General features: G+C 72.2%; 22 protein-coding genes and 1 tRNA gene. 16 read left to right on the top strand and 7 right to left on the bottom strand.

Annotated elements, in window-relative coordinates; genetic code table 11:
* Window positions 1-22 precede the first annotated feature (22 nt).
* Together ACFVS0_RS21090 and msrB are read right to left on the bottom strand one after the other, a co-directional pair.
* On the bottom strand, window positions 23-799 hold the full coding sequence (locus tag ACFVS0_RS21090; protein WP_430589044.1) for a tyrosine-protein phosphatase: 777 nt from the start codon (window positions 797-799) through the stop codon (window positions 23-25).
* Between the two features lie 49 nt (window positions 800-848).
* A complete protein-coding gene (gene msrB, locus ACFVS0_RS21085; protein ID WP_430552117.1) occupies window positions 849-1,253 on the bottom strand; it encodes a peptide-methionine (R)-S-oxide reductase MsrB in 405 nt (134 codons plus the stop codon).
* A 225-nt stretch (window positions 1,254-1,478) separates the two neighbouring features.
* Here msrB and ACFVS0_RS21080 point away from each other — a divergent pair, with 225 nt between their 5' ends.
* From ACFVS0_RS21080 to ACFVS0_RS21050, 7 genes are all read left to right on the top strand, one after another.
* Window positions 1,479-2,498, top strand: a complete 1,020-nt coding sequence (locus ACFVS0_RS21080) for a LacI family DNA-binding transcriptional regulator (protein ID WP_430564292.1) — start codon at window positions 1,479-1,481, stop codon at window positions 2,496-2,498.
* 130 nt (window positions 2,499-2,628) lie between these two features.
* A complete protein-coding gene (locus tag ACFVS0_RS21075) occupies window positions 2,629-3,945 on the top strand; it encodes a polysaccharide pyruvyl transferase family protein (protein ID WP_430564291.1) in 1,317 nt (438 codons plus the stop codon).
* Window positions 3,929-4,918 carry an ABC transporter permease gene (locus ACFVS0_RS21070; protein WP_430564290.1) on the top strand — a complete coding sequence of 330 codons (990 nt, stop codon included), beginning with the start codon at window positions 3,929-3,931 and terminating at the stop codon, window positions 4,916-4,918. The genes ACFVS0_RS21075 and ACFVS0_RS21070 overlap by 17 nt, the downstream gene beginning before the upstream one ends.
* Window positions 4,915-5,865, top strand: a complete 951-nt coding sequence (locus ACFVS0_RS21065) for a carbohydrate ABC transporter permease (protein ID WP_430564289.1) — start codon at window positions 4,915-4,917, stop codon at window positions 5,863-5,865. Before ACFVS0_RS21070 ends, ACFVS0_RS21065 begins: the two co-directional genes overlap by 4 nt.
* A gap of 42 nt (window positions 5,866-5,907) precedes the next feature.
* Window positions 5,908-7,548 carry a hypothetical protein gene (locus ACFVS0_RS21060; protein WP_430589043.1) on the top strand — a complete coding sequence of 547 codons (1,641 nt, stop codon included), beginning with the start codon at window positions 5,908-5,910 and terminating at the stop codon, window positions 7,546-7,548.
* A gap of 125 nt (window positions 7,549-7,673) precedes the next feature.
* A complete protein-coding gene (locus tag ACFVS0_RS21055) occupies window positions 7,674-11,063 on the top strand; it encodes a heparinase II/III family protein (RefSeq protein WP_430589042.1) in 3,390 nt (1,129 codons plus the stop codon).
* The gene (locus ACFVS0_RS21050; RefSeq protein ID WP_430589041.1) at window positions 11,060-12,943 is read left to right on the top strand and encodes a heparinase II/III family protein; all 1,884 of its coding nucleotides are present in this window, start codon (window positions 11,060-11,062) and stop codon (window positions 12,941-12,943) included. Before ACFVS0_RS21055 ends, ACFVS0_RS21050 begins: the two co-directional genes overlap by 4 nt.
* Window positions 12,944-13,016: 73 nt before the next feature.
* On the opposite strand, the gene ACFVS0_RS21045 is transcribed toward ACFVS0_RS21050, so the two are convergent.
* Window positions 13,017-14,498, bottom strand: a complete 1,482-nt coding sequence (locus ACFVS0_RS21045) for a DEAD/DEAH box helicase (RefSeq protein WP_430552118.1) — start codon at window positions 14,496-14,498, stop codon at window positions 13,017-13,019.
* Between the two features lie 171 nt (window positions 14,499-14,669).
* Between ACFVS0_RS21045 and ACFVS0_RS21040 the strand changes: the two genes are divergently transcribed.
* Window positions 14,670-15,416, top strand: coding sequence for a M50 family metallopeptidase (locus ACFVS0_RS21040; RefSeq protein WP_430552119.1), 747 nt, complete (start codon window positions 14,670-14,672; stop codon window positions 15,414-15,416).
* A 21-nt stretch (window positions 15,417-15,437) separates the two neighbouring features.
* Here the strand turns inward: ACFVS0_RS21040 and ACFVS0_RS21035 are convergent, their stop codons facing one another.
* Together ACFVS0_RS21035 and ACFVS0_RS21030 are read right to left on the bottom strand one after the other, a co-directional pair.
* On the bottom strand, window positions 15,438-16,253 hold the full coding sequence (locus ACFVS0_RS21035) for a DUF1206 domain-containing protein (RefSeq protein ID WP_430586099.1): 816 nt from the start codon (window positions 16,251-16,253) through the stop codon (window positions 15,438-15,440).
* Between the two features lie 196 nt (window positions 16,254-16,449).
* Window positions 16,450-16,734 (bottom strand): iron-sulfur cluster biosynthesis family protein, encoded by a 285-nt coding sequence (locus ACFVS0_RS21030; RefSeq protein ID WP_430552121.1) that lies wholly within the window; start codon window positions 16,732-16,734, stop codon window positions 16,450-16,452.
* Window positions 16,735-17,018: 284 nt separating this feature from the next.
* Here ACFVS0_RS21030 and ACFVS0_RS21025 point away from each other — a divergent pair.
* Window positions 17,019-17,091 (top strand) — tRNA-Lys (locus ACFVS0_RS21025).
* Here the strand turns inward: ACFVS0_RS21025 and ACFVS0_RS21020 are convergent.
* Complete coding sequence (locus tag ACFVS0_RS21020; RefSeq protein ID WP_430589049.1) at window positions 17,053-17,322, bottom strand: helix-turn-helix domain-containing protein; 270 nt, start codon at window positions 17,320-17,322, stop codon at window positions 17,053-17,055. The genes ACFVS0_RS21025 and ACFVS0_RS21020 overlap by 39 nt on opposite strands.
* Before the next feature lie 109 nt (window positions 17,323-17,431).
* On the opposite strand from ACFVS0_RS21020, the gene ACFVS0_RS21015 reads away from it, so the two are divergent.
* The 7 genes from ACFVS0_RS21015 (at window position 17,432) to ACFVS0_RS20985 (ending at window position 20,634) form a co-directional block, all read left to right on the top strand.
* On the top strand, window positions 17,432-17,644 hold the full coding sequence (locus ACFVS0_RS21015) for a helix-turn-helix domain-containing protein (protein ID WP_430589040.1): 213 nt from the start codon (window positions 17,432-17,434) through the stop codon (window positions 17,642-17,644).
* Window positions 17,645-17,961: 317 nt separating this feature from the next.
* Complete coding sequence (locus ACFVS0_RS21010) at window positions 17,962-18,114, top strand: hypothetical protein (protein WP_430589039.1); 153 nt, start codon at window positions 17,962-17,964, stop codon at window positions 18,112-18,114.
* Window positions 18,111-18,470: a hypothetical protein gene (locus tag ACFVS0_RS21005; RefSeq protein WP_430589038.1), complete on the top strand. Its 360-nt coding sequence runs from the start codon at window positions 18,111-18,113 to the stop codon at window positions 18,468-18,470. The genes ACFVS0_RS21010 and ACFVS0_RS21005 overlap by 4 nt, the downstream gene beginning before the upstream one ends.
* A 42-nt stretch (window positions 18,471-18,512) precedes the next feature.
* A complete protein-coding gene (locus ACFVS0_RS21000) occupies window positions 18,513-18,704 on the top strand; it encodes a hypothetical protein (protein WP_430589037.1) in 192 nt (63 codons plus the stop codon).
* Between the two features lie 342 nt (window positions 18,705-19,046).
* Complete coding sequence (locus ACFVS0_RS20995; protein WP_430589036.1) at window positions 19,047-19,232, top strand: hypothetical protein; 186 nt, start codon at window positions 19,047-19,049, stop codon at window positions 19,230-19,232.
* Between the two features lie 60 nt (window positions 19,233-19,292).
* Entirely contained in the window at window positions 19,293-20,255 is a 963-nt protein-coding gene (locus ACFVS0_RS20990; RefSeq protein ID WP_430589035.1) for a hypothetical protein, read from the top strand.
* A gap of 49 nt (window positions 20,256-20,304) precedes the next feature.
* Window positions 20,305-20,634 carry an HNH endonuclease gene (locus ACFVS0_RS20985; RefSeq protein WP_430589034.1) on the top strand — a complete coding sequence of 110 codons (330 nt, stop codon included), beginning with the start codon at window positions 20,305-20,307 and terminating at the stop codon, window positions 20,632-20,634.
* An 11-nt stretch (window positions 20,635-20,645) separates the two neighbouring features.
* Here ACFVS0_RS20985 and ACFVS0_RS20980 read toward each other — a convergent pair whose 3' ends face one another.
* On the bottom strand, window positions 20,646-21,080 hold the full coding sequence (locus ACFVS0_RS20980; protein WP_430589033.1) for a hypothetical protein: 435 nt from the start codon (window positions 21,078-21,080) through the stop codon (window positions 20,646-20,648).
* Window positions 21,081-21,325 lie beyond the last annotated feature (245 nt).

The following is a 21,325-nucleotide window of genomic DNA, read 5'->3' as shown; positions in this document are numbered from 1 at the left end:
TCGACGCGTGTCCGGGGCCGGGTCAGCCCTCGAGGAGGCGGGCCCGCAGCGCGTCCAGCGTCGCGGCGCCGCCGCCGTGCGCGCGGAACCAGCCCGGCGCGCCGTCGTCGTGCTCGGCGAACCGGTCGAGCACCGTCTCGATCGCCCAGCCCGGCGCGGTGACCAGCTCGGGCGGCAGCCTCGCCAGCACGTGCGCGTCGGGGACGGCGAGGTTCGCGGTGACGGCGGCACGCGCCAGCACCTGCGGCATGTGGGGGCCGGTCCGCTCGTAGTCCGCGACGATCGCGGACCGGTCGACGCCCAGCAGGGACAGCACCAGCGCGACCGTCACCCCCGTGCGGTCCTTGCCGGCGGTGCAGTGCACGAGCACGGGCGCGTCGTCGACGGCGATGAGGCGCACCGCCTCCACGAGGTGCCCGGCGCCCACGCCGTCGAGCATCTGCAGGTACAGCTCCCCGAGGCCCGGGACGGGAGCGGGCGCGGTGGCTCCCTGCATCGCGGTCCCGTCCAGCAGCGGCAGCGGCACCACGTGCGCGATGCCGGTCAGCGGGTGCGGCTCCCCGTTCTCCCCCGGGTCGCGCAGGTCGAGCACCGTGCGCGGCGGCCACGCCACGTCGGCCGGGGCGACGTCTCCCGAGCGGGGTGCGTCGGAACGCAGCAACGCCCCGGGCACCAGGCCCGGGGCGGCCGTCGCGACGTCGCGCAGGTTGACGAGGTGGTCGGGCACGGACGCCGGCGCGGCGGTCCAGGCCACGGCGGCGTCGGCCACAGAGGGCGCAGAGGGCGCGGAGTCGGTCACCTGGTCGACCCTAGCGGCGCCCCGCGCCCGGGGCGCCGCGGCCGGACGCTCAGGCCTCGACGGGCTCGAACGTCAGGCTGAGCGAGTTCATGCAGAACCGGTCGCCCGTGGGCGTCTGCGGCGCGTCGTCGAAGACGTGCCCCAGGTGCGAGCCGCACCGGGCGCAGCGCACCTCGGTGCGGACCATGCCGTGCGACCGGTCCTCGAGCAGCTCGACGGCGTCGCCGGCGAGCGGCGTGTAGAACGACGGCCACCCGCAGTGCGAGTCGAACTTGGTCTCGCTCCGGAACAGCTCGTTGCCGCACGCGCGACAGCGGTACACGCCGACACGCTTCTCGTCGAGCAGCTCACCGGTCCAGGGCCGCTCGGTCCCCGCCTGCCGCAGCACGGCGAACTCCTGCGGGTTCAGCTCGACCTTCCACTGCTGGTCGGACTTCGTGACTTCGTACGTCATCTGACACCTCCGTCGACCCCAACCCGGACGGAGTCGCGACTGTTCCCCGGGCGTCGCGAGCGCCTCCCCGTGAGGCGTCGGCAGCCGTCGGGCGCGTCCGCCGTCGACGACCCCGAGGAGCACGGCAGGGTCGGGCGGCCCATCGCCGTCCGACCTGCGGTTGCTGCCTCCTGCGCCTCCGCCGCCTGATGCCTGACTTGACGTTGCGTCGGTACGATGTCGCGGATGGGCACCCAGAAGGAGATCGCACGCCGCGCCGGAGTCTCGGTGTCGGTCGTGTCCGCCGTCGTCAACGGCACCGTGCACACGCGGATGAGCGACGAGACGCGCACCCGGGTCGAGGACGTCATCAAAGAGCTGGGGTACGTCCCGAACAATGCCGCACGGGCTCTGCGGCGCCAGCGCACCGGAACGATCGCCGTCGTCGTCGAGAAGCTCGAGAACCCTGTCTACCGCGACATGTTCCACGGCATCTACGACGCCGCGGAGTCGCACGGGTGGGCGGTCGTGCTGGGCGACGCGCGCTGGATGCGCTCCGGCAGCCATTTCCTGGCACACCTCCTGGGGCAGGGCACCATCGACGGCATCATCCTGCGCAGCGAGGGTCTCATCGACGACGAGGTGCTGGCCCACCTCCGCGCACGTCCGACCCCGGTGATCCTGATCGAGGGACGGCACGGCCCGGACGGGCGATGGCTGGCGATCGACGATGCCGCGGCGGGCCGCGTGGCGACGCAGCACCTGCTCGACCTCGGCCATCGGGACATCGAGTTCGTGGGAGGTGAGCGGTGGGTCCCGTCGCTGGAACGCCACCGGGGCTATGCCGGCGCGATGCGTGATGCCGGCCTCGAGCCGCGCGGCGCCGTCGCGACCGGCTACGGACCCCCGTCGGGCTCCGAGGCACTCCGGCAGGTCATCGGCTCCGGCCGACGTCCGACGGCGCTCGTGGTCGACAACGTGCTCTCGGGCATCGGCGTCCATGCGGCGGCTCACGACGCAGGCGTCTCGATCCCTGGCGACCTGTCGGTCGTCGCGATCCATGACGCGGACATCGCCGGCGACGTCCGCCCCGCGCTCACGACCGTGCGGATGCCGATGGCCGAGCTCGGCGCGCGCGCCGTCCAGTCCATCGCGGCGGTCCTGGAAGGCTCTCCCACACGGTTCGGCCTCGTCGACGAGCCGGCGCCGGCGCTGATCGCGCGCGCGAGCACGGCACCACCGCAGGTTTCGCCGCGCCCCTGGTAGCGCTCCACACCGTCACCCCGTCACGACGGGGTGACGAACCCATTGACGTGACGATGCGTCACTGGCTACGGTGACGCAACGAAATGTCAGCGACGTCCAGCGAGGGGCGCCGCACGACGGAAGGACAATGTTGACCTCCGACACCAGCACGCCCCGATCCGTGCTCCTGCGCTCGTCCTGGGCGAACGCGAACATCGGCGACGTCGCGCACTCGCCCGGCCTCATCACCGCCCTGCTCGACTCCGAGCCCGGTGCCCGCATCACGCTGTGGCCGATGCGGCTCGGCGAGCGCGAGGAGGCGATGATCCGGCGGGCGGTCCCGACCGTCACGATCGTCCGGGGTGACCTGGACGAGGCCGGCGTGCCGACGACGCCGGAGCTCGCCACGGCGTGGGAGTCCGCGGACGTCCTCGTGCACGGCTCGGCGGCGAGCGCCTCGCTCGTGCCCGAGCTTGCGTCGTGGCGCGAGCAGTCCGCCCGGCCGTACGGCTATGCCGGCGTGACGGTCGACCCGCTCTTCCCGCGCGCCTGGGGCTCGCTCGAGCGGCTGCGCGTCATGACGCAGGCCCTCCCGGCGACGTTCCTCGAGGACGACGGCCGCGCGATCATCGACGACGCCGAGTTCCTGTTCGCTCGGGACTCGATCAGCCTCGAGTTCCTGCGCGCCCAGGGCGCGAGTCCCCAGGTGCTGGAGTTCGGGCCGGACGGGACCTTCGCCTATCGCTACCGCGACGACACCGCGGGCGACGCGGTGCTGGGATCGCTGGGGCTGGCGGCGGGCGAGTTCGGGTGCTTCGTGCCCCGCCTGCGCTACGCGCCGTACCCGGACATCTACGGCACGGAGCGCACCCGGGAGTTCGACCGCCTGTACGCCATCAACGCCGGCACCGTCGGGTTCGACCTCGACACGCTGACGGCCGCCATCACCACCTGGGTCCGCGAGACGGGCCAGCCGGCAGTCGTCGTGCCTGAGATGAGCTATGCGGTGGAGCTGGCCCGCGACGAGCTGCTGCCACGCGTCCCGGCCGACGTGCATGACCGGGTCCTGGTCCTCGACCGGTACTGGACGCTCGAGGAGGCGAGCTCCGTCTACGCCCGCGCCCGGGCCGTCGTCAGCATGGAGTGCCACTCGCCGATCCTCGCGTCCGTCCATGGCACGCCGACGATCTATGTGCGTCTGCCCACCGAGACCGTCAAGGGCGGGATGTACGCCGACCTCGGAGGGGCGGACGTCGTCGTGGAGGTAGAGCCGGGCGGTCCGGAGGCCGCGGCCGCGGCCGTCGAGACGCTCCTGTCGGACGAGGCGGCGGCCCGAGCGACGTCGTCGGCCATCAACGCCGCTGCCGTGGGCCGTCTGACGGACATGGCCCGCACCATCCTGTTCGGCGAGGGGGCGTCCGAGTACCCGCCGCGGACTCAGGAGGCAGACCTTGTCCCAGCTCGTTGAACGCCCGCCACGGGCGTCCGCGCCGAAGGACTCGTCGTCGGCCGCACGCCCGGCGCGACGCTCCGGCCAGACCCTCGCCCGGTGGCGGCGCGACCGGCTCCTCCTGCTGCTGGCCGCCCCCGGCCTCGTGGTGGTGCTGCTGTTCCACTACGTCCCCCTGCTGGGCAACGTCATCGCGTTCAAGGGGTATCTGCCGTTCCTGACGATCGCCGAGAGCCCCTGGGTCGGCTGGGAGAACTTCCGGGTGATCTTCTCCGGTGACCCCCTGTTCGTGAACGCGTTGACGAACACCCTGATCCTCACGCTGATCCAGGTGCTGTTCGTGTTCCCGCTGCCGCTCGCGCTGGCACTTCTCCTCAACGAGGTCGTCTCCGAGCGCGTCAAGCGGACCGTGCAGTCCGTCCTCTACATGCCGCACTTCCTGTCCTGGGTGATCGTGGTCGCGCTGTTCCAGCAGATCCTCGGGAACGCGGGGATGGTGAACACGTTCCTGCGAGGGCACGACCTGGCGACGTTCTCCATCATCGGCGTCCCGGAGCTGTTCGAGGTCCTGATCACCAGCCAGGTCATCTGGAAGGACACGGGATGGGGCACGATCATCTTCCTGGCCGCCATCTCCCGGGTCGACACCTCGCAGTACGAGGCGGCCGCGATGGACGGTGCCGGCGCGATGCGGCGCCTGTGGCACGTGACGCTGCCCGCGATCCGCTCGGTGTTCATCCTGCTGCTGATCCTGCGGCTCGGTGACTCCCTCACCGTCGGCTTCGAGCAGATCATCCTGCAGCAGGGTGCGGTCGGTGCGACCGCGAGCGAGGTGCTCGACACCTACGTCTACAACCACGGAATCGTCGGCGGCAACTGGGGCCAGGCGGCCGCGGTGGGCCTGACCAAGGGCGTCATCTCGGTGCTCCTGGTGCTCGGCGCCAACAAGCTCGCGCACAAGTTCGGCGAGCGGGGGGTGTACCACAAATGACCACCACCTCTCCCTTGGGGCTCACGACCGCACCGCGGAAAGCGAGGCCGTCGACGCCCGGGGGCCGACCGGCATGGATGGGGCGGCCCAACCCGGTGATCACGGCCTTGCGCGGCCTGATCCTGGCGATCGGCTGTGCCGCCGTCCTCCTGCCCCTTCTCGCCGTCGTCTCCACCTCGCTCGCGACGCAGGAGGAGGTGACCGCCAACGGTGGGTTCGTGCTGCTCGTCCGCGAACCCACCCTCGCCTCCTACCAGGCGATCCTGTCCGGTGGCGTCGTGACCCGCGCACTGGGGATCAGCATCGTCGTGACCATCGTCGGCACGCTGCTGTCGTTGGCGTGCACCGTCGCTCTCGCCTACGCGCTGTCCAGGCCCGGGTCGCTCGGCTCCCGCCCCATCCTGCTGGCGGTGCTCTTCACGATGCTGTTCAGCCCCGGCATGATCCCGATGTACCTGGTGGTCAAGCAGCTCGGCCTGCTCGACAACCTGCTCGCGCTGGTCCTCCCCGTGCTCATCAATGCCTTCAACGTCATCGTCATGCGGGAGTTCTTCCTCGACATCCCGGGCGAGCTCATCGAGAGCGCCCGCATCGACGGCGCGAACGACGTCACGATCCTCACGCGCATCGTGCTCCCGCTGTCCAAGGCCGTGATCTCCGTCGTCGGGCTGTTCTACGCCGTCGGCTACTGGAACGCGTTCTTCAACGCCTTGCTGTACATCAGCTCCCCCGAGAAGTGGCCGCTGCAGCTCGTGCTGCGGACCTATGTGGTCAACGAGACCCCGATGGGTGTCGACCAGATCTCCGCAGGCTCCGAGAGCCTGCCGCCACAGCTGTCCATCCAGATGGCGATCCTCGTCCTCTCGATCGTCCCCATCCTCCTCGTGTACCCGTTCCTCCAGAAGCACTTCACCAAGGGGCTCATGATCGGCGCCGTCAAGGGCTGATCACCTGTCCCGTGTCCCTCCTCGATGAAGCGGAAGGTCCTCATGTCTGCCACTGTCTCTCGTCGTCGTTTCCTGGGCATCGCCGGCACCCTGGGAGCGATGGGCCTCGTCGCCGCCTGTTCACCGTCGCCCGGTGGGTCGTCCCCCCTTCCGGCATCGAACGGTGGCGGTGGCGGCACGGCCGGGCTCCTGCCTACGTACCGGCCCTTCGACAAGTTCGCGCCCGACCTCGTCTCCAGCAACCCGGGTGTGTCCCCCGGCTACTTCACCTATCCGGACCCGCCCGCCGCGGTGACCAGCGGGGCTCCGGCGTCGGGCGCCCCGGTGCGGGCGATGACCTTCACCTACGATCCGGTCGCTCCCGAGCTGAGCAACAACGCGCTGTGGCAGAGCATCAACGAGGCGCTCGGCACCGAGCTGGACCTGGAGTACACGCCCGCTGCGGAGTACGACGCCCGGTTCGCGACCACGATCGCCGGCAGCGACCTGCCCGACCTCGTGGCGATCAAGGGGCAGCAGCAACAGATGCCGGCGATGCTCGCGGCGAAGTTCTCCGACCTCACCGAGCATCTCTCGGGTGACGCCGTGCTGGACTACCCCCACCTCGCGGCACTCCCGACGCCCTCCTGGCGGAGCACCGTCTACGACGGCCGGATCTGGGGCGTGCCGGTCCCGCGCTCACTGATCGGCACCGTGCTGTACACCCGCGCGGACATCCTCGAGCGGGCGGGGCTGTCCCTGCAGCCGGAGTCGCTCGAGGAGTTCACCGAGATGGCGAAGGCCCTGACGGACGAACGCGAGGGTCGCTGGGCCTTCGGGCAGACGCCCCTGGGCGTGCTGCTCGAGACGAACGGCATCGCGAACGCCTGGTCGGTCGACGAGGCCGGCGTCTTCACCTTCAACGGCACGCTGCCTGGTTACGAGCAGGCGCTGGCGGACGCCGTCGCGCTCAACGACCTGGGCGTCGTGCACCCGGACGGCAACGCGGCTCAGAACACCCAGCGCAACGAGTGGATGATGGCGGGCACCACCGCGTTCCAGATCGGCAACTACGCAGGATGGCCCAAGTTCTACCTGCAGGGGGCCGGCATCGACGGGTTCCGGCTCACGGGCATGCTCTCTCCCGCACGGGAGGCGGGCGGGACGATGGTGCGTACCGCCGGCCCGTCGGCCTCGCACTTCTCTGCCGTCGCCAAGCAGGACGACCCGGAGCGTCTCGCCGAGATCCTGCGGGTGCTCGACTGGCTGGCCGCGCCCTTCGGCAGCACGGAGTACATCACCCGGCGGTTCGGCAAGGAGGGCGAGACGTTCACCTTCGACGGCCCGGACCCGGTGCTCACACCCGAGGGCGTCAACCAGGCGACGTTGCCCGTGCGGTACATCACGGAGAACTCTCCGGTGATCTTCGAGTCGCAGGACGAACGAGCCGTTCGGGACCAGTTCGACCACCAGGAGGCCGGTCTGGAGTACACCGTGCCCAACCCGACGGAGGGTCTCTACTCCGAGGCCGCCGTCAGCGAGGGGGCGAGCGCGCAACAGGCGCTGACCGCGACCGAGCAGGAGATCGTCCTGGGGAACCAGCCGGTCTCCGCCTGGGCGCCCGCGGTCGAGTCCTACATGTCCGCCGTCGGCACCAAGGTCAAGGCCGAGTACGAGGAGGCCTGGGCTCAGCTCAACGGCTGATGCCACGAACCGTCCCTCGGCGAGTCGCGCGCCCGTCGAAGCACCGGCTGAACACGTCACCGAAGAGGAGTCACGGAATGCAACGGAGCTTTCCCCGGCGGGGCTTCCGCCGTCGTGCCCAGACGATGTCCGCCGCGGCAGTCGCGCTCGCGGTGGTGACGACGGGCCTCGCGCCGGTGACGGCCGCCGCGTCGGACATGTCGGAGCTGGGCGAGCTGCTCGACCTGACGCGCCCGGGCCTTGCCGACGTCGCGGCGGAGCTCGCGGTCGGCGACGAGGCGGGCGCCGCCGAGGCGCTCAAGGCGTTCTACGCGGGACGGACGGGCGTCGAGTACCCGGTCGCGGGGGACGGGGCCGTCCACGACGCCACCGCCGACGAGCTCGCGGCCGGGATCTTCCGGTTCGGCACCGAGACCCGCGACTTCTACGACGACGCCGAGCAGAGGATCGACGTCGACTGGCAGGACCTCTGGGGCGGGACGGAGAGCGCCCCCGGCAGCGCACAGGTCCTCATGAGCGACTTCTCGTTCATGTCGACGCTGACGAACGCCTACCTGGACGAGAGCGATCCGGAGAAGCGTGCGGCGTACGCGAAGGCGTGGACGGACATCTCGCTGGACTTCTTCGCGGACAACCCCAGCTGGCCGCAGGTCCGCAACCTCTCGGCCGGCAAGCGTCTGGCCCAGCTCGTCAACGCGTTCTCCGTGTTCCGGACGGAGCCGACCACGCAGGCCGGCGCCCTGGTGACGTACCTGACGGGCATGCACGAGACGACGGAGTACCTCACGCGGGTGCTGCAGATCCACGTCGGTAACAACTGGTACATGTCGATGGCCCGCTCGATCTACTCCGCGGCGGTGTACCTGCCCGAGCTCAAGGCGTCCCGCGGCTGGGAGTCGTTCGCCGTCCGGTCCGTCGAGCGGTTCCTGCGCGCGTACATGCAGAGCGACGGCGTATACCGCGAGCCGACCTTCAACTACCAGGCCTACGTGGCGGACCTGATCAACACCATGGTCCGCGTCGCGGACGCCAACGGGCGGACGCTTCCCGACGCGATCGTCCAGTCTGCGGACTGGATCGCGGACGTGCTGTTCGCGACGCGCAAGCCAGATCTCCAGGCCGCGCTGATCGGCGACACACCGAACGTCGACGCGGGCAGGAACGCCATCCGGGCGACCGGCGAACGCCGCTCCTGGCCCGACTTCACCTGGGTCGCCTCCGGCCGCACCCAGGGGACGCCCCCGACGCTGGGGTCCACGCTGTACCCGCTCAGCTTCGCCGTGCAGCGCTCGGGGTGGGACGCCGACGCGCAGTACATGCTCATCAACAACCACAACTCCAGCTACACCGCCTCGCACCGGCACCCGGACGACCTCAGCCTCGAGATGTCGGCGTACGGGCGTGCGCTGGTCGTCGACTCCGGGGTGGGCGACTACAGCGCGACCCCGACGAACGACTGGATGCGCAGGACGACCGAGGCGCACAACACGATCGAGGTCGACGGCGAGCCGCAGGCCGCCGGGGTCACGCGCGCGATGTCGCTCTGGCGGTCGAGCGCGGGCCTCGACGTCTACCGGGGCCGGGCGATGGGCTACGACCCGGTCGCGCACGACCGGGTCGTCTACTTCGTCAAGCCCGGCTTCTGGGTGGTCTCCGACGACCTCATCGGTGACACCGCCGCGCACGACTATCGCCAGCTCTGGCACTTCCCGGGCGACCCGGTCACCGTCGACCCCACCACGGGCGTCGGCACCGTCGGGTTCGACACCGTGCCCGGCAGGGAGCCGGTCGCCGGGGTGCAGCTCGTCCCCGTGTCCCCGGCCGGCGTCGACGTCACCCCGACCGTCCACGACGACGGCGCCGTGCGCGTGGGCGAGGAGGTGCTCACCGGCGTGGACTTCCTGTCGTACGACTGGTCCGCCACGGGTGCCACGGGGCTGGACACGATCGTGGTCCCCGGCAAGGCCGGCCCGGCGCCCTCGGTGACGTCGACGCGCATCGAGCTGCCCGGGGTGGACCACTCCGTGGCGACCGCCATGGAGATCGACCTGCCGCACGCGACCGGCCGCTTCTACCTCTCGCGCGAGGCGTCGCCCTCGTCGCGGGAGTTCGGGGCTGCCGCGACCGACGGCGAGACCGCGTACCTCGAACGCTCCCCGGGCGGCAGGCTCACGCGGTACGCGCTGACCCGCGGGTCGTCGCTGGTCGACGACGGGGAGACCGTCGTCGACGCGTCCGCCACGGTGTCCGACGTCAGCGTGGAGCTGAAGGGCGCGACCGCCCGGATCTCGCTCGGGGACCCGTTCACCGGCACGCTCACGATCGACGCGCCGAAGGCGAAGGCGGTGAAGGTGAACGGCAGGCCGACCGCGTTCACCCGTGCCGGTGACCTCGTCACCGTGTCCGTCGAGCCGGCCTTCGCGCCGACGCCCGTGCTCGACGAGGAGTTCGAGGACGCGAGCCTGGACCGCGAGGTCTACGGCTTCGAGGACGGGCTGGAGGGCTGGACGCCGGTACAGGGCGCCTGGGAGCTCGGGGGCGATCCGTCGAACGCCGCGCTGGCACAGACCTCGAGCGCGGACGATCAGTCGTTCGCCGTGCTGCAGAGCGTGCCGGACGACGTGATCGTGACCGCGGACATCGAGCCCGGGCCGGCGCACCAGACCACCGCCCGGACCGGCCTGGCGTTCCGCTACCACGACGCCCGCAACTACTACCGCGCCAACGTCCTCCGCTCGTCGGCCGGCGCGACGCTGCAGCTCGTGAAGGTCTACAACGGGACCTCGACGCTCCTCGCGGAGACCGAGCTGGAGGTGAGCGCCAACGCAGCCCACACGCTGACCGTCTCCGCGGTCGGGCGCGAGCTGGTCGCTGCCGTCGGCAACACGTCGGTCTCCGCGACCGACAGCCAGCTGCCGACCGGCGGTGCCGCGGCCTACACCCATCGGCGGGCCGCGACCTTCGACGACATCAGTGTCACCGAGGCGCTCGATCAGGAGACCTGGCGCGCCATCCAGGGCCAGGTCTCCGTGAGCTCCGGCCGGCTGACCCTCACGCCGGTCGCCGGCCGGGCGCACGTGCTCGCCGAGTCGACGCTGCCGGCGCGGTTCTCCGCACAGTGCGACTTCGTCGCGGAGGCCACCGTCACGGTCGACGGCGTCGGCAACGCGGGCGTCTCGTTGCGCGACACCTCGGACACCTACGGGTATCGCATCCACGTCGGCAGGACGAGCCAGGGATCCCGGTACGCGAGCATCGTCCGCGAGGCAGGCCGGTCGGGTCCGGTCACCGTGGACACGGCCACCCTCAGCGACCCCCTCGACGGTCCCGTCCGGCTGGGCGTGGCCGTCCACGGCGACCGGATCACGGCGACGTTGGACGGGGCGCCGATCCTGGAGGGCCGCGACACCGTCGTGCGGAGCGGGGGCGTCGGGCTCTACGCGTCCACACGGAGCACGTTCGACGACCTCACGGTCGCCCGGTCCTGCGGGTCGACCCCACGGGAGGAGCGATGACCTTCCCCGCCGCCGTCGACCTGCCCGTCCCGGCACCGCCTGCGGACGTCGCGGCGCTCATCAGGCCGCACCATCCGCGCCTCATGGTCGACGACGCGGCGCTCGCCGGGATCGCCGACCGCATCGCGAGCCACGAGCTCACCGCGGAGCTGTACGACGAGCTCCTCGGGCACGCGGACGCGCTGCTCACCCTGCCGGTCTCCCGGTACGAGTTCCCGAACGGGCGCACGCTGCTGGTCGTCACCCGCGAGGTCCAGCGCCGCCTCTACGTGCTGGCGATGGCGTACCGGCTCTCGAAGGACGAGCGGTACGCGGGGCGCGCCGCCGAGGAGATGGTGGCCGTCGCGGCGTTCCCGGACTGGAACCCGGAGAGCTTCCTGTCCGTCGCGGAGCTCCTGCACGCCTTCGCGGTGGGCTACGACTGGCTGCACGAGTGCCTCGACGACGCGCAGCGGCAGGTCGTGCGCCACGCGATCGTCACGCTCGGGCTCGAGCCCGCGATCGCGCAGCACGAGTCCGGTGCGCGGTGGACCACGAGCTCGAACAACTGGAACGTCGTCTGCAACAGCGGCACGATCATGGCCGCGCTCGCCGTCGGCGACGAGGAACCTGAGCTCGCGAACGAGGCGATGCGTCGCGCGTTCGGCTCGCTGCCCGTGGCGCTCGCGGAGTACGGGCCCGACGGCGGGTTCCCCGAGGGCGTCACGTACTGGGGCTACGCGACGCGGTTCCTGGCGCCGACGATGGCGTCGCTCCAGACGGCCATCGGCGACGACTTCGGCATCACGGAGACCCCGGGGCTCGACCGCACGGTCGACTTCGGGATCTACATGACCGGGCCGTCCGGCCAGCAGTTCAACTTCTCTGACGCCGCCCTCAGCGCACACCCCGCGGGGACGGCCGCGCACTGGCTCGCCGCGCACTACGGCGTTCCGGTGCACGCGTGGTGGGCCGAGCAGGGAGCACCGCGGCAGCCGCGAGCGCTTCCCCCGTTGCACCTGATGTGGCAGGGGCTGGTCGACGCCGTGCCCCCGAGCGAGGCCGACCTGCCGCTGGACCGCCAGTTCGACGCCGTCTCCACCTTCCTGTCGCGCAGCGCATGGAACAGCCCGACTGCTAACTTCTTCGGGTTCAAGGCGGGGGACAACGCGTCCAGTCACGGCGACCTCGACCTGGGCACGTTCGTGATCGACGCGCTCGGCGCACGCTGGGCCACGGACCTCGGGCCGGAGACCTACGACCTGCCCGGGTACTGGTCGGCCGGCCCGGACGGGCGGCGCTGGACCTACTACCGGAAGCGGCCCGAGGGACACAACACCCTCGTCATCAATCCCGACGCGACGCCCGGACAAGCCGTCGACGCGCGGGGGACGCTCGTGGCGACCGGGTCCAGCCCGGACGCGAGCTTCGCCGTCGCCGACCTGACGGAGGCCTATGCGGCCCAGGGCGTGACGAGCTGGCGGCGCGGCGTGGCGCTGATCGACGGCCGGAGCCGGTTCGTCGTCCAGGACGAGGTCACCGCGTCCTGTCCGGTCGAGGCGTGGTGGTTCATGCACACGACGGCCGAGATCGACCTGGGGGCGGACGGCCAGTCGGCCATACTCTCGCTCGACGGTCGGCGGCTGCGCGCCGCCCTCATCGACCCGCCCGACGGTGCCCGGTTCTCCGTGATGGATGCGGTGCCGCTGCCGACGTCGCCGAACCCGGACGGCCAGACACCGAACACCGGCGTCCGCAAGCTCGTCATCGCGGGCCCTCGGGCGCCGCAGCTCCGGCTGAGCGTGCTGCTCGAGCCCCTGCCCGCGGGCGTCCCGGGGCCGGAGCCCGTCGTGGCGGACCTTGCGGACTGGACCGTGGACCCGCTGCCGATCCCGGCCTGACCGGTCGGCGCGAAGACGCCCGCCGTTGCGGGCCTCGAGCGGCCGCCGTGCACAGGCCGGGCGCTCGGCCGGCTCAGGCCGCGGGCGCCGAGCCGCCCTGTCCGCGGCCGCGGCCGCCGCGGCGGCGCCGGCGACGGGCCGGTGCGGACCCGTCCGCCCGGACCGTCTGCGGAGCGCGGCCGCCGGACGACGCGGGCTGCGCCTGCGAGCGCTGGCCCTGCTGCCCCTGCTGCACCTGGGCGCGCTGCCCCTGCCCGCGCTGCGCGTCGCCGCCCGAGCCACGTCCGCGCTGGCCGCCCTGCTGCTGGCCGCCGCCCTTGCGGCGCTGCGGCTGCTGCGGCGCCGTCGGGGCGGGCGGCGTCACGTACGGCGCGACCTCGCCGACCAGCGCGGTGACGGTCGCGTCGCCCGGGGCCACGGGCTGCGGGCGGGCGTCGATCTTCGCCTTGCGCGTGAGGTCGCGGACGTCGCCGCGCTGCTCGGGCAGCATCACGGTGACGACGTCGCCGCCGGACCCGGCGCGGGCCGTGCGGCCCGAGCGGTGCAGGTACGCCTTGTGCTCGGCGGGCGGGTCCACGTGCACGACGAGCTCGACGTCGTCGACGTGGATGCCGCGCGCGGCGATGTCGGTGGCGACGAGCACCTTGACGTCCCCGGAGGAGAACGCCGCGAGGTTGCGCTCGCGCGCGCCCTGGCCGAGGTTGCCGTGCAGGTCGACGGCGGGGACGCCCGCGCCGGTGAGCTGCTTGGCGAGCTTCTTCGCCTGGTGCTTGGTGCGGGTGAACAGCACGCGACGGCCGGTGCCGGACGCGAGCGCGTGGACCACGTGCTTCTTCGCGTCGGCGTCCGCCACGGCGAGGATGTGGTGCGTCATCTGCGGCGGCGGGGCGGCGGCCTCGTCCACGGAGTGGGTCACCGGGTTCTTGAGGTAGCGCCTCACGAGCACGTCGACGCCGTTGTCCAGCGTCGCGGAGAACAGCAGGCGCTGGCCCACGGTGGGCGTGCGGTCCATGATCCGCTTCACGCCGGGCAGGAAGCCGAGGTCGGCCATGTGGTCGGCCTCGTCGAGCACCGTGATCTCGACCTCGTCCAGCGTGAGGTGCTTCTGGCCGAGCAGGTCCTCGAGGCGGCCGGGGCACGCGATGAGCACGTCGACCCCGGCGTTCAGGGCGGTGACCTGGCGGGACTGGGCGACGCCGCCGAAGACGGTGGTCGTCACGAGGCCGAGGGCCTTCGCGAGCGGCTCCATCGTGGCGTTGATCTGGTTGGCGAGCTCGCGGGTCGGGCAGAGCACGAGCGCCCGCGGGCGGCCGGGCCGACGACGCGGGCGGCCCGCGGCGGCGGCCTTCGCCGCGGACGTCGCCAGACGCGTGACGACGGGCAGCGAGAACGCGAGCGTCTTGCCGGAGCCGGTGCGGCCGCGGCCGAGCACGTCGGTGCCGGCCAGCGTGTCCGGCAGCGACGCCGTCTGGATCGGGAAGGGGGTGGTGATGCCCTGGTCCGTCAGCTGGCGGACGACAGGGGCGGGCAGGCCGAAGTCGGCAAAGGTAGTCAAGAAAAAGGGCCTCTCGGGCAGGGACGTCTCGGACGTCGGGGTCGGGGTCCGCCGCACGCAATCCGGGGGGATCTCCACGACGCGGGGCGCGCAACGCGCAGCCACCTGCCCCCAGTCTCTCACGACAGGCGCCCGGGTCGACCACCCGACCTCTCAGGGGCGCATGGTGGAATGGCCGCCGTGGACGACTTCCTCGCGACCGTCGGCGACGTACTGACGCAGATCTGGACGGCCGCCACCACCCCCGTGCCGCCGCCGGCGCAGCCGGTGGTGCTGGCCGCGGGCCTCGCCGCGCTCGCCGTCGTGCTCGTGTCCCCCGTGTGGCGGGTGGCACGGCACGTCGTGACGATCGCGCACGAGGGCGCGCACGCCGTCGCCGCCATGCTCACCGGGCGCCGCCTGGACGCCATCCGGCTGCACTCCGACACCTCCGGGCTCACGGTGTCCGCCGGGCGTCCGCGCGGGTTCGGGATGATCGTCACGGCGTTCGCCGGGTACGTCGGCCCCGGCCTGACAGGGCTCGGCGCCGCCTGGCTGCTGCGGCACGGCTACGCGGTGGGGCTGCTGTGGCTGCTCGTGCTGCTGCTCGCCCTCCTGCTGCTGAAGATCCGCAACTGGTTCGGCCTCTGGTCGATCCTCGTCTCCGGCGCCGCGCTCGTCGCGGTCTCGTGGTGGCTCGAGCCCGCCGCGCAGGCGACGGTCGCCTACGCGGTGACGTGGTTCCTGCTGATCGGGTCGGTGCGCCCCGTGCTCGAGCTCCAGGCCCAGCGGTCCCGGGGTCGGGCGCGGCGGTCCGACGCCGACCAGCTCGCGACCCTGACCCGGACGACCGGCATCCTGTGGGTCGTGGTCTTCCTGCTCGTCACCGTCGGCTGCCTGCTGCTCGGCGCGACCTGGATCGTGGAGCCCGCGACCTGACGACGGCTCCCCGCCGACGCGTCACAGCCGCGCGTACCGGGCCCGCGCGAACGAGTACACGCCGTAGGCCGCGATGCCCAGGCCCGTCGCGACGAGCAGCACGACCCCGAACGGCTGCTCACGGATCGTGCGCAGCGCGTCGTCCAGGCCGCCCGCCTTCTCGGGGTCGGCCGTGACGGCGGCCGCCACGAAGAGGCCGCCGAGGACGCCGAGCGCGATCCCCTTGGCCATGTAGCCGACCTGGCCGAGCCGCACGACCGCCTGTCCGACGCCGCCGCCCCCGGTCGCGCGCAGGTCGTCACGGAACGACTTCCGCCACCCCTTGACGACGTGGAAGACGCCCACCCCGACGATCACGAGGCCGACCACCGCGACGAGCCACCGGCCCGCGGGGGCGCGCATGAGGTCGGCGGTGAGCCCCTCCTCGGAGCCACCGCCGGACGACCCGGTCGCGACCCGCACCGCGGTGCCGGCGAGCACCCCGTACAGGACGGCCTTCGCCGCGGCCTTGGCCCGGGCACCGACCTGCTTCGCCTTGTCCGTCCCGGGCACGCCCGCCACCGCCTCGGTGAGCTGCCACAGGGCGAGGCCGGCGAAGCCCACCGCCGTCAGCCACAGGAGCAGCGCGCCGCCCGGGGCGTCGGCCAGCTCACGCAGGGCGCCCTGCTGGTCGGCGTTCCCTCCTGAGGACCCGAAGGCCAGGCGGACGGCCAACCAGCCGAGGAGCAGGTGCAGCACGCCGGACGCGACGTAGCCGGCCCGCGCGAGGGCCTGCAGCGCGGTGCTGTCGTTCGCGCTGCGCGAGGTGCGTCGGGCGGCGCGGGCGGGGTCGGACACAGGTCACCTCCGTCGGTGCCGCGGGGGTCGCGGCACCACACGATGGCGCAACCGGGCCTTGGACGCCACTCCCACGGCCATGCCGTTCCCGGCGCGACGACGGCCGGGCACGGAGCGATCTCCGTGCCCGGCCGTCGGAGGACCGGTCAGGCGGGGGCGGCGCGCCCTCGGGACGCGCGGTGCACCCGCCCGGACGTCACGCCTGGGGCGTGAGCACGAATCCCGGACCCTGCGCGGCAGGGTCGGTGTCGAGGGTCAGCGTGTCGAGGGCGGGCGCGGCCTGCGCCTCGACGAAGACGTGCGTGCCGCCCTCCTCGTCGACCACCTGGTCGTCGGGCTGGGGAGCCGGGACGAGCGCGAGCTCGAAGTTGCCGGGCTGGCCGGCGGACTGCGCGATCCGCAGCCCGCCCTCGTCCGGCACTCCTGCCTGCTGGGCGAGGTCCTCGACGGCGGTACGGGCGTTGTCGGTCACGGTGAGCATGGACGCTCCTCTCGTCGGTCCTTGCGAACCCGTCCACCGAAACAGCAGGAGGGGGCCCGGCGCAACGATGAGACGCGATCGGGACGAGATCTCCCGGTGGGTGAGACCCCGCGTGACAGCCGTCCCCGCGCGTCGATAGGTTGCCCTCCGTGACCGGATCGTGACTTTCCCGGTGGCGTCGCGGGTGGCATCACGGGCGGCGGCGCGGTCCGGTGCGCACGGGACGCCCGCGGCCCCGCGTACGCTGTCCCGCAGCCGCTACCGACCTCCGGGCGGACGGCGGCGGGCCTCTAGCTCAACTGGCAGAGCAGCGGACTTTTAATCCGCGGGTTCAGGGTTCGAGCCCCTGGGGGCCCACCCATCACGCAGCCAGGCGTACGACACTCCGGTGCGCAGCGCCCAGAGCTTGACGAAGGCAGGGCGCGGCGGCGCGCCGTGCTCATTGAGCCAACGACTCACGGTGCTCCGTGAGACGCCGAGCTCGTCCGCCATGTCCTGAACGGACACGTCGCCGTGCCCCAGGGCGATTTGAAGTCGCCATCCCAGTGTCACGGGAGGCACGGTCCCAACAGCCGTCTCAGTGCTCATGCATCCATGGTGCGTCGAAAGTGCGACATGCGTCAACCGTTCAAACCACGACACGCCGTGCTTCACTCCCCACTCGCCCATGATGCGACAATGTGTCACCGTGAGCATCATGACGCATGACGACGAGCCCGAGCTGTTGACCTCGCAGGAGGTCGCGGAGCTCCTCCACCGCGATCGCAAGACGGTCCAGCGCTGGGCCGCGGCGGGCAAGCTGCCGTACGCCGCGAAGGTGCGTGGCCAGCGCGGAGCATGGCTGTACGAGCGTCGGTCGATCGAGCGGTTCGCCGAGGAGCTCCACGGCCCGTCGACGAAGGCGTACTGACCGTGACGGCCGCCCGCCGCGCGCAGCGCCCCCAAGCCCCCGCCGGCCCGGACGTGCCCGGCCGGGTCGGCGGGCCCTACATGTCAATCCTGTGTCACCACGGTGAGCACGCCCGCTGCCGGCACCCGGCGAACGCCGGCCGCGCGGACGGGTGCGAGTGCTCGTGCCACGAGCAAGTGGCCGCAGCATGACGGCCGCGAAGACCCGTGTGACATCTGGCGCGAGAGTTTCAGCCCAGAAGTCACACGCGGCGAACGCCACGCCCAGACCGACGTCGTCAGGGGTCGACGTCGTCAGGGGTCGACGTCGCGCCGGGCGTGGCTACCGCCTCCCCGCCCGACGTCGAGTCCGCGCCACGTCCGCCGTCGGGCGGGGAGTCCACGACACCGATCTGGGACGAGCTCGCGGACCGCTGGGCTGCCATGCAGCCCCTCCTGGCCCGCACCGTCGACGAGGAGGCCGTCGGGTGAGCGTCGACGAGCAGTTCGCGATGTGTCCGGTGTGCAAGGTGACGTACCGCCCGGGCATGGAGGGCTCGCGCCGCGGCCACCACACCGCGCTGGGCCACTGGCCGCCTGACGAGGCGGTGCGGCGCCCGGAGCCGCCGCCGGCGGCCGAGGACGACCCCCCCCCCCCGACGCCGGGCGAGCTCGTCGAGGCGGCTGCGCGGCGCGGCGCCGTGCTCGAGGCCGTGATCGCCGGCCTCGACGAGCTCGCGTCGTCGTGGGAGCGCCATGGCCCGCCCGCGGACCCCGCGGCGATGCTGCGCGGCTACCTCGCACGTCCGCCCATCCACGCCCTCGACGAGGAGGAGCCCGATGGCTGACGCCATCCCACGATCGAGGTCGGCGAGGACGAGACGGAGCTGATGGTCTTTCTCGTCACGACCCGTGGCGTGCACTACCAGCCGTTCACCACGCTCGGCGCCGTCCGCACGTACGCGGGCCAGGCCGCCATCGTGCGCGAGATCGCCGCCGGCCTGCGCCTGGCGGCCGACCAGCTCGAGGCCCGTGCAGGCCTCGTCGACGCCGTCGAGGACGTCGGGGAGGCGATGCGCTGACCCGACCCGATCGGCCCCGGGCGTTCCTCCGTCACGGTCCCTCCGCCCGGACCCAGGCCGAAAGGCGACCGACCCTGAGCTAGTCATCGCGTGGGGAGCGCGGCATCGATCACGTGGGCACGCCCGGCCGGAGCGCTCGTGTGGTTCAGCACAGCAGGCGTGCGGCTCATCGGCCGGACGTCTACGAGTGCTGCGCCTACAGAGCAGGGCGGGGCTAGGTGGCTCGGGTCCGGGGTGTCCCGGAGGGACGGGGACAAGCTCCGGGAGAGCTGGGCCCCACAGGGGCTTCCGCAAGCGCCCGAACGTGTAGCTGGACTGAACCTTCAGACGAGGAGGGACCGCATGACCCACGACGCGAACGTCTGGCCCGGCGGCGTCTGTCCCCACGGCGACCCGCGCCCGCACCGCTGCGCCCTGTGCCGACGCGACCAGCGCATCCGCGACGAGGCCGCCGAGCGTCGCGCCCGGTACCTCGCCCTGCCCGACGCCGGCCGCGCCGCGGCCAACGACCGTGAGGACGACGGATGATCGGCCAAGGTGGACAATGCTGCGATGACGGAGCGGTGCGAGGTCTGCCAGACCGAGATCGTGTGGGCCACCCTGTACAACGGCACGCGCCGGCCGTTCAACGCCGAGCCGCGCGACCCGAACCCCGACGGCGTCTACCCCGCCGAGCGGTGGTACCCGATGCGAGACAAGAGGATGACGCCGTCCGGGATGCTCCGCGACGACGAGATCGTCGGGCGCCAGTACCTCACGCAGCACGTGTGCGTAGCCTGGCAGGTCCCGGCGCTGACGAGCGCGCCGGAGATCGCTCACCTTCAAGGGGTCGTGCGGACGTCAGACCTTCAGATGGACTCCCGGCACGAGTACACGTACCGATGGCCGTCGTCGTGGGCGCATGTGCTGGGCGATCACCAGTTCCAGGCGCTCTGTGGGGATCGGATGCCAGAAGGGCGCCGGACGGGGTCCCGCGAGCGGGAGCGCCTGCGATCGATGCCGGTGTGCCCGCGGTGCATGGAGCACCTGGAGATCCCGCCGGACACCCGCGCGCGACTCATGGTCGCGGCCGCCCGCGAAGAAGCTCGGGCCTCGGCAGCCACGATCGATCCCACCACGCTCGGCTCGTACGTTCGCTCGCGGTGGGGCGACGACGACCGCGGACCCTTGCAGATGCCAGTTCACCGCGCCACCTGCCCGACGCTCGTCGGGCAGGTAGTCAACTCGCTGGATTGGGTCGGCCTGGACGTCGTGCCGCGCGGGTCGGTCGTCTGCACGGTGTGCAGGCCTCCCGTCTCCCTGGACGACTTCGTCCAGCAGGAGCAGATGGCGCGAGAGGTCGCGGAGGCGCAGGAACGCCGTCGGCGAGCCAAGGAACTGTTCGCACCTCTGGGGCCGTACGTCGTGTACAAGACCGGGACGGTGCACCGCAACGACTGCGGGCGCCTAATGCAGTACCCGGACACGACCGGTTGGCGCGGCGTGCAGTCCATCGATGGACTGCGCCCCTGTCGCGCCTGCGAGCCGGACGAGTACCCGGTGCTCCCCTAGCGCCGTGCGCTAGCGACACGGTGCGACGTCGCGCGACGTCGCACGCGCCATGACCGAGGAGCTCGCGCCCGTGTGCGGCCGGTGCAGGAAGCAGCACCTGGTCGGGCTGCCGTGCTGGCGCGGCACGTACGCCACGCGCGTGACGCGGGCCGTGCTCGCCACGCAGGGCACCGTGTGCTGGCTGCGCGGCAAGGCCGGTGCGGACAGCGCCGACCACGTGATCCCGCGCTCGAGGTGCGGCACCGACGACCCGGCCAACCTGCGCCCCGCGCACAACGACCCGTGCAACGGCCGGCGCCAGAACCGCGCACCGTTCGACCCCGACCCCGAACCCCGGCCGGCAGGCGTCGGCCTCAGCCCACGATGGAGAACTGCGTGAGCGTCTGGTGGTCAGAGACCCGCGGCGCGCGTGGCGACGGCGCCGAGCACCGCACCGATCACATCCGTCGAGACGCCAAGCACGCCATCGGCGAGGCGACGGAGGCGCGACCGCTCGTCGGGATCGTCGACGCGGTCCGCAGCCTGGCGCAGCGCCTCGACGAGCGCACTGACGGCGTCGTCGCTCGACGGGTGCAGCCCGGTCAGGAAGTACGCGTCGCCCGAGACCTGGGCATACCTGCTCGGCCCACCCGCCGTGTTGAACGTCTCGACGAGGCCGCGCCGAGTGAGGGCCGCCGTCGCGAGCTTCACCTGATCAAGAGGCATGTCCAGGGTGTCCGCGACCGAGCTCAGGGCGGGCATGGACTCGCCGGAGTCGAACCGTCGAGTGACCTCCCTGAGAACGGGGTAGTCCCGCGTGGCCCACACGTCGTCGAGCTTGTCCACCATCGCCGCACTCCTTCGTCGCACCGGCCCTCGTGCGGCGCACCTTACGCCGACCTGATCGGAGAACGCATGGCGCCCCTCCCCCTCGCAGCGAGGAGGCCCCACCCCTCGGCCGCACGATGACCCCCCACCCCCTGCCGTCGAGGAGTACCCCCCCTCGACCCCGACTGCCTGGCGGGCAAGCACCGGGCGTGCCTGGGTCGGGCGTGGGACTACGAGCTGGACGCCGAGATGCAGTGCGCGTG

Source organism: Isoptericola sp. NPDC058082, from assembly GCF_042885055.1.
Taxonomy (GTDB): domain Bacteria; phylum Actinomycetota; class Actinomycetes; order Actinomycetales; family Cellulomonadaceae; genus Isoptericola.
Note: the sequence above shows the minus strand (reverse complement) of the source record. Positions and strands in the feature narration are given on the sequence as shown.

Bases quoted from the DNA above. Each gene is read 5' to 3' on its own strand.
- msrB (WP_430552117.1), bottom strand. From the start codon at position 1,253: ATGACGTACGAAGTCACGAAGTCCGACCAGCAGTGGAAGGTCGAGCTG.
- ACFVS0_RS21080 (WP_430564292.1), top strand. From the start codon at position 1,479: ATGGGCACCCAGAAGGAGATCGCACGCCGCGCCGGAGTCTCGGTGTCG.
- ACFVS0_RS21065 (WP_430564289.1), top strand. From the start codon at position 4,915: ATGACCACCACCTCTCCCTTGGGGCTCACGACCGCACCGCGGAAAGCG.
- ACFVS0_RS21060 (WP_430589043.1), top strand. From the start codon at position 5,908: ATGTCTGCCACTGTCTCTCGTCGTCGTTTCCTGGGCATCGCCGGCACC.
- ACFVS0_RS21055 (WP_430589042.1), top strand. From the start codon at position 7,674: ATGTCCGCCGCGGCAGTCGCGCTCGCGGTGGTGACGACGGGCCTCGCG.
- ACFVS0_RS21050 (WP_430589041.1), top strand. From the start codon at position 11,060: ATGACCTTCCCCGCCGCCGTCGACCTGCCCGTCCCGGCACCGCCTGCG.
- ACFVS0_RS21040 (WP_430552119.1), top strand. From the start codon at position 14,670: ATGGCCGCCGTGGACGACTTCCTCGCGACCGTCGGCGACGTACTGACG.
- ACFVS0_RS21030 (WP_430552121.1), bottom strand. From the start codon at position 16,734: ATGCTCACCGTGACCGACAACGCCCGTACCGCCGTCGAGGACCTCGCC.
- ACFVS0_RS21020 (WP_430589049.1), bottom strand. From the start codon at position 17,322: ATGAGCACTGAGACGGCTGTTGGGACCGTGCCTCCCGTGACACTGGGA.
- ACFVS0_RS21015 (WP_430589040.1), top strand. From the start codon at position 17,432: ATGACGCATGACGACGAGCCCGAGCTGTTGACCTCGCAGGAGGTCGCG.
- ACFVS0_RS21000 (WP_430589037.1), top strand. From the start codon at position 18,513: ATGGTCTTTCTCGTCACGACCCGTGGCGTGCACTACCAGCCGTTCACC.
- ACFVS0_RS20995 (WP_430589036.1), top strand. From the start codon at position 19,047: ATGACCCACGACGCGAACGTCTGGCCCGGCGGCGTCTGTCCCCACGGC.
- ACFVS0_RS20985 (WP_430589034.1), top strand. From the start codon at position 20,305: ATGACCGAGGAGCTCGCGCCCGTGTGCGGCCGGTGCAGGAAGCAGCAC.